We start from the raw sequence: 5,668 nt of genomic DNA, 5'->3' as shown, positions 1-5,668 counted from the left end.
CCACGACTCGACCCCGGCCGCGCCGCTCGCGTCGAGCACAGGATGCCACCGCACGAGCTGCCCGACCCCGGCCTCAGAGACCGCGAACGTGGCGAGCTGCTCGCCGCGCGGCCCGGGCGTGAGCGCGAGGCCCGTGACCCCCGCCGCCGAGCCTGAGAGCACGGGCGGCACCGCGCGAGCATCCAGCGCCGTCGTTCGCCAGGCGCGGTAGATCGCGATCGCGCGTTGCATCTCGGCGAGTTGTGCCGGAGCCCAGCCCGGCAGGTCGCCCATGAGAATCCACGGGCCGCCGACGAGGTAGGGGGCGAGTTGCGCGCGCAACGGCAGGTGCGGTTCGTCGCCCATGTACTTGCTCGTCCATGACGACGGCAGGTAGACGCCGAGGCCGAGGGCCGCGAGGCGGTTCTGCTCTGAGCGGCACCAGTCGTCGCCGATCGTCGTGTCGTGGTGCGCGATCATCTGGAGGTCGAGGGGCTTGCCGCCGTTCCAACAGTTCTCGATGAGCAGGTCGGGGTGCGCCTCGCGCAGGGCCGCGAGCACCGAGTACCAGCCGGCGACTCCTGCGGCTTCACCCGCGCCGGGGTCGTGCGTGTGGTGCGTGGCATCGCAGCGGCTGATCGTCTCAAAGTCGTGCAGCAGCCAGTCGACGCCGTCGCGCACGAGCCGGTCGAGGCACGCGAGCACGTGGTCGCGCGCGGGCTCGTGCCCGAGGCACAGCGAGTGATTGCGGTGCGAGACCATCTGGTTCCGACCGTTCCAGCTGGCGAGCCAATCGGGGTGCGCGGTTGCGACCACTGACTCGGGCGATGCATTGCCCGCGCCCACCCAGAGCCCGAGGCGCATGCCGCGGTCGTGCGCGAGCGCGGCGATGCCCGCGACTCCGCCCGCGTATCCCGATTGCGCGTTCCAGTCGCCCACGTGGTCTTCCCAGCCCTTGTCGACCGTCACGACCTCGACGCCGAGGTCGGCCGCGACGTCGAAGAACGCCGTCACACGTTCCGGGTCGATGTCGGTGCCGAAGCCCCACGTGTCGGCAATGAGGGGCGGCGGGGCGGCGGATGCGCGGCTCGGCACCGTCGCCGCGATCAACTCGCGCAGCCACGCCTCGGCGGTCTCGTGGTCGCCCTGCCCGTGGCGTACGAGCAGGCCCGGCAGGGCATCCGTCGCCGGAAGCTCGGCGGGCCGGAAGGTTTGCCACGGCAGGCGGGTCTGCACGGAGAGTCCGTGGTCGTCGGCAAGCAAGTCGAGCAACACCGCTTCGCTGCGGTCGAGGGCTGTAGCGAGAGCGACGGGCCGACCGTCGGTGTCGACGCCGGCGACCGTGCACCATCCGGCGCCGTCGTGATAGCGCTCGTGCGTCTCGGGGGAGTGCCCGACCGTGCGGTAGAGCACGCCGTCATGCATCTCGCCCTCGGGAAAGTCGAAGGGCGTGCGCGTGCCGTGCGCCGCGTCGTGATTGAGAACGGCGGCGTCGGCGACCGAGTAGGCGCCGCTCACGAGCGTGCGCGGCCGGGCCGGGCTGATGGCGAGCTCGTCGATGCGGAAACCGCGAAACTTCGCGTCCCACGTGAAGGGATGCAGCGCGCGCACGGTCAGGTCGTGCCAGCCGTCGAGCCGCAGCCGGGCGACGATCGTGTCGCCGGGCAACTCGACGGAGTGGGCAAGACGCTCGGGGTGCGCGACGATGCGCTCAAAGCCGTGGGGCATGCTTTAGATCATACCTTTGCGGCGCGCCTAGACTAGATGCTCGTGGCTCTCACTATCGGCATCGTCGGCCTGCCCAACGTCGGCAAGTCCACCCTCTTCAACGCGCTCACCGAAAACGACGTGCTCGCGGCGAACTACCCGTTCGCCACGATCGAGCCCAACGTCGGAGTCGTCGAGCTGCCCGACGAGCGCCTGAAGGTTCTCGCCGAGATCTTCGGCAGCGAGCGCATCCTCCCCGCCTCCGTGTCGTTCGTCGACATCGCGGGCATCGTCAAGGGTGCGAGCGAGGGCGAGGGCCTCGGCAATCAGTTCTTGGCGAACATCCGCGAGTCGGATGCGATCGCGCAGGTCGTGCGCGCCTTCACCGACTCGGATGTCGTGCACGTCGCCGGAGCCGTCGACCCGGCCAGCGACATGGAGACCATCAACACCGAGCTCATGCTCGCCGACCTGCAGACGCTCGAGAAGGCGATCCCGCGCTACGAAAAAGAGGTCAAGGGCAAGAAGGCCGACCCCTCGGTGCTGCAGGCGGCGCAGGATGCTCACGCGCTGCTCTCCGCCGGCACCACGCTTTCCTCCGCGGGTTTTGACGCCTCGCCGATCCGCGAACTCGGCCTCCTGAGCGCGAAGCCGTTCATCTATGTCTTCAACGTCGACGAGGGAGTGCTCGGCGACAGCGCCCGCATGGCCGAGCTGGCCGCGCTCGTCGCCCCCGCGAAGGCCGTCTTCCTCGACGCCAAGATCGAGAGCGAACTGATCGGCATGGATCCCGCCGACGCCGCCGAACTCCTCGCCTCGACCGGTCAAAGCGAGAGCGGACTCGCGCAGTTGGCTCGCATCGGCTTCGACACCCTCGGCCTGCAGACCTACCTCACAGCCGGACCGAAAGAGTCGCGCGCGTGGACCATCGGCAAGGGCTGGAAGGCCCCGCAAGCCGCGGGCGTCATCCACACCGACTTCGAGCGCGGGTTCATCAAGGCCGAGGTCATTGGCTTCGACGACCTCGTCGCCTGTGGCTCGGTCGCCGAGGCCCGCGCGAAGGGCAAGGCCCGCATCGAGGGCAAAGACTACGTCATGCAAGACGGCGACGTGGTCGAGTTCCGCTTCAACGTGTAGCGGCGGGCGAGGCTTTGTCGATCAGCGAGGACGATCGCGGGCGGCAACTCGTGGAGTCGGTTGTGAGCAGAGTCGCACAACGGTTTCCTCGCACGTCCATCGCCGTCGCAGACGGAGGTCCAGAGTGGCACGTGACGACGGCCCGATTCCGCCCTCCGAACCGACGGGGAGCGGCAGTTGAATTGGTTGCCGCCTACGACTGGTCTTTTGACCTTGACGTCGGTCGCTTCAAGGTTTGCGAGATGGAGCAGTTCTCAGGCTCGGAGGCTGAGCACATCGAGCTTGTCACTGGCAAGATTCTCGCGATCGCTCACCATGGCTTTCGGCGGGGTTGGCTGGATCGACTCATCGCTTTCGGCCGCGACCGAGTCGAGCCGTGGGAGTTGTGAATGAGTCAGCGAATCAGCAAGGCCAGAACGGCAACGTGGTCGAGGTCCGCCATAGTTACGTCGTCTTCAAACGAGGAGTCCGTCTGTGGGTAGACCTCGGCGCAAACCGCACCGGAAACCGTGGGGTGAACTCGCCGGTGCAGTCGTCCTCGCCGTCGTGCTCACCGTGGTGGTCAGCATCCTCGCGACGCTCTGGATCGAGTCGGGTGGGAACATGAGCGCTCCGATCGAATTAGGGGGTCGATGGGGCGAAGGTACGCTCGGCTCAGCGGTCGCGGCGTTAGGCACGGCGATTGTCATGCTCTCTGTGACTGTGGCCCTGTCGATTCGGTCGTTGCTGCGCAAATGGCCGCGAACAAGTCGAGGCACGAGACGATGAACGATCAAGTGGTCCAGTTCCGCTTTAGCGCGTAGTGCAGAAGGGCGGACGGTCTGATGCTTCTCGACTCAAGTGTTCGAGGAGGCCGCGCTACGGCCGGCGACCTTGCCGGCCGAGCAGTCTTGCTCGTGCTGCTCTCCCCGTCGTTCTGGGAGGTGCATGATGTCCCGTGGGACGAGCCGGGCGCCGAGTGCACCGACTCCTTTTGGCCCGGTGACGAAGAATTGAACGCGGCACTCGACGAGTGGGCGATTGAGTGGATACCGTCGAGCGAGCTCCGCACCTTCATCGACGAGCACTTCCACGATCTCGAGTCTGATCACGTCTTGCGAGATCGTGGTTTGTGAGGTTGGAGAGATCCGGCAAATGTGGACACCTGGGGAGGCGCGATGTCACGACCGTTCAGTGACGCTGAGCGTGTGCTGCTTCAGCGGCTTGCATCGGCAGCCCCGGATGCGGGACTCCTCTTGGCTCAAATAGCACTTGCTGAGCACGATGGCTGGTGGTTCGAAGGGTCCCAAAGTTTCGATATCGCCACCCCGGATCACGCTCCTGAGTACTTTGCTGGTCGCTTGCTTTCCGATGGGCGACAGATTGGGCCGGGTTGCTCGGTTCGCGTCGACGGGGCCAAGCCCGATAGCGATGCCAACTACATCGGCGAGATCTTCCTGTGGCTACGCGACGGTCGTTTGACAGCGATGGAGTACTACTGGGTGACCGATGAAATGCCAGACTCGCTTCCACGACTTGACCAGTTGGTCGACTAGCTCCTGAGCTGCGATCCTGTCGACATCCGGATCTGTGCGTAACCAGAAAGGCCACGTACATGGACGACGTTCCCAATCATCTGTCTCGTGATCTCGTGCCGATTCCGGTTGATCGCCGTCGCGAGTTCATCGAGGCTCTCGCCGACAAAGCGCGGGTGTGGGTGGGTCGGGCAGGAACGGTGACCGTCTCGCAGGAAGACGACAGCGTCGTCCTCTCTTTGGCCCCAGTTGTCGACACTGCCGCGCCCGTGTGGGTCGTCGCAACAGAGTGGATTGACATCCAGGTGGGCACGGAAAACAGCAGCCGGTGGGAGCTGACCTACTCTGACGACCACATGGCGTCAGTCGGCGACCTCGTGAGAGGGGTCATCGAAGATGGCGCCACGGAGTTCCGCGCCTCCGGGCGCTCGCGCGTGCGGGTCTCGACGACTCGCGGAGACCTGTGGTCACGGCGAGGTCGAGAAAGCCTGTGGGGTTTGATCCCGGCACCCGGCTGGCAGCGGTGGGGAAAGCGCCATACCTTTACCCCTTACGCGGCCAAAGGCGCCATGTGACGCTCTCTGGTGTTTGTGTCGTGACCTAGCGGGAGGATCTACGTTCGATGGCGCGTCGACGGCAACTGGCCGATATCGCTGACGGGATCAGCGGTCACATAGTGCGAGACACCCCATGGGATCGCCAATGGCCGATCGGCGAGGTCGGCAGAGCTTTCGATGAGAGCGGTGAGCGAGAGTTCACAATCGATCTCGCCAATGGCACCGTGACTCCATCATCGACACGCCTAGATCGACTTGCCGCGCAAGTGGTCGGAGACCTCGAACGGCATCTGGTCGCCCGGAAGATGGCCGTCGATTGGGTGTCGGGCGCCTCAGTCGAGCTGTGGGTGTCTGACGGCGCGGCACGACGGACAGTCGTCGTCCGATGTCGCGTCTCGATCGTTGACGATCGCGGCGTCGTGTACACGTCGACGAGGACCGGTGCGGGGCCGATTCCCGTGCGGCCGCTCTGGCGGTACTTGCGCGACCAAGTCGTGAGCCGCCGCCGGCCAGCTCGATGAGAGCGCTCGAGGTTACTTCGTCGCGGTCGGCGAAGTCACTAGGTGCTTGGGCGCGTTAGTCGGCCCAATGCCCCGAGCAGACCTGGCGCCGCGACTACCAGGAGAGCGTGACTTCGAACTCTCGCTCGTCGTGCTCGATTTCGACCTCGACCTCCATGGTGACCTCCTCGGGCAGCGTGACGGTGACCCGCAGGCCGTCGCGCTCCATGAGGATGCCGTTGCCTGACGCCAGCTCGTCCGCGATCGCGCGGAG

7 protein-coding genes are annotated in these 5,668 nt (G+C 66.0%); 5 read left to right on the top strand and 2 right to left on the bottom strand.

What is annotated here, in order from left to right; translation table 11 throughout:
• Positions 1–1,707: glycoside hydrolase family 36 protein (locus SFU54_RS05350; RefSeq protein WP_319015265.1), on the bottom strand; the 1,707-nt coding region annotated here is incomplete at its 3' end.
• Positions 1,708–1,749: 42 nt separating this feature from the next.
• Between SFU54_RS05350 and ychF the strand changes: the two genes are divergently transcribed.
• The 5 genes from ychF to SFU54_RS05325 all read left to right on the top strand — a co-directional run bounded on the left by ychF (position 1,750) and on the right by SFU54_RS05325 (position 4,912).
• The gene (ychF, locus tag SFU54_RS05345; RefSeq protein WP_319015264.1) at positions 1,750–2,823 is read left to right on the top strand and encodes a redox-regulated ATPase YchF; all 1,074 of its coding nucleotides are present in this window, start codon (positions 1,750–1,752) and stop codon (positions 2,821–2,823) included.
• A 242-nt stretch (positions 2,824–3,065) separates the two neighbouring features.
• Positions 3,066–3,212: a hypothetical protein gene (locus SFU54_RS05340; protein WP_319015263.1), complete on the top strand. Its 147-nt coding sequence runs from the start codon at positions 3,066–3,068 to the stop codon at positions 3,210–3,212.
• A 435-nt stretch (positions 3,213–3,647) separates the two neighbouring features.
• A complete protein-coding gene (locus tag SFU54_RS05335; RefSeq protein ID WP_319015262.1) occupies positions 3,648–3,938 on the top strand; it encodes a hypothetical protein in 291 nt (96 codons plus the stop codon).
• Positions 3,939–3,980: 42 nt separating this feature from the next.
• Positions 3,981–4,358: a hypothetical protein gene (locus tag SFU54_RS05330; protein WP_319015261.1), complete on the top strand. Its 378-nt coding sequence runs from the start codon at positions 3,981–3,983 to the stop codon at positions 4,356–4,358.
• A 59-nt stretch (positions 4,359–4,417) separates the two neighbouring features.
• The gene (locus SFU54_RS05325; RefSeq protein ID WP_319015260.1) at positions 4,418–4,912 is read left to right on the top strand and encodes a hypothetical protein; all 495 of its coding nucleotides are present in this window, start codon (positions 4,418–4,420) and stop codon (positions 4,910–4,912) included.
• A 597-nt stretch (positions 4,913–5,509) separates the two neighbouring features.
• On the opposite strand, the gene SFU54_RS11730 is transcribed toward SFU54_RS05325, so the two are convergent.
• Positions 5,510–5,659: an amphi-Trp domain-containing protein gene (locus SFU54_RS11730; RefSeq protein ID WP_413466572.1), complete on the bottom strand. Its 150-nt coding sequence runs from the start codon at positions 5,657–5,659 to the stop codon at positions 5,510–5,512.
• Between the last annotated feature and the right edge of the window lie 9 nt (positions 5,660–5,668).

The sequence above is a fragment of the Microcella sp. genome, assembly GCF_033763155.1.
In the GTDB taxonomy this organism is placed as follows: domain Bacteria; phylum Actinomycetota; class Actinomycetes; order Actinomycetales; family Microbacteriaceae; genus Microcella.
Note: the sequence above shows the minus strand (reverse complement) of the source record. Positions and strands in the feature narration are given on the sequence as shown.

Bases quoted from the DNA above. Each gene is read 5' to 3' on its own strand.
- SFU54_RS05325 (WP_319015260.1), top strand. From the start codon at position 4,418: ATGGACGACGTTCCCAATCATCTGTCTCGTGATCTCGTGCCGATTCCG.
- SFU54_RS05335 (WP_319015262.1), top strand. From the start codon at position 3,648: ATGCTTCTCGACTCAAGTGTTCGAGGAGGCCGCGCTACGGCCGGCGAC.
- SFU54_RS05330 (WP_319015261.1), top strand. From the start codon at position 3,981: ATGTCACGACCGTTCAGTGACGCTGAGCGTGTGCTGCTTCAGCGGCTT.
- SFU54_RS05340 (WP_319015263.1), top strand. From the start codon at position 3,066: ATGGAGCAGTTCTCAGGCTCGGAGGCTGAGCACATCGAGCTTGTCACT.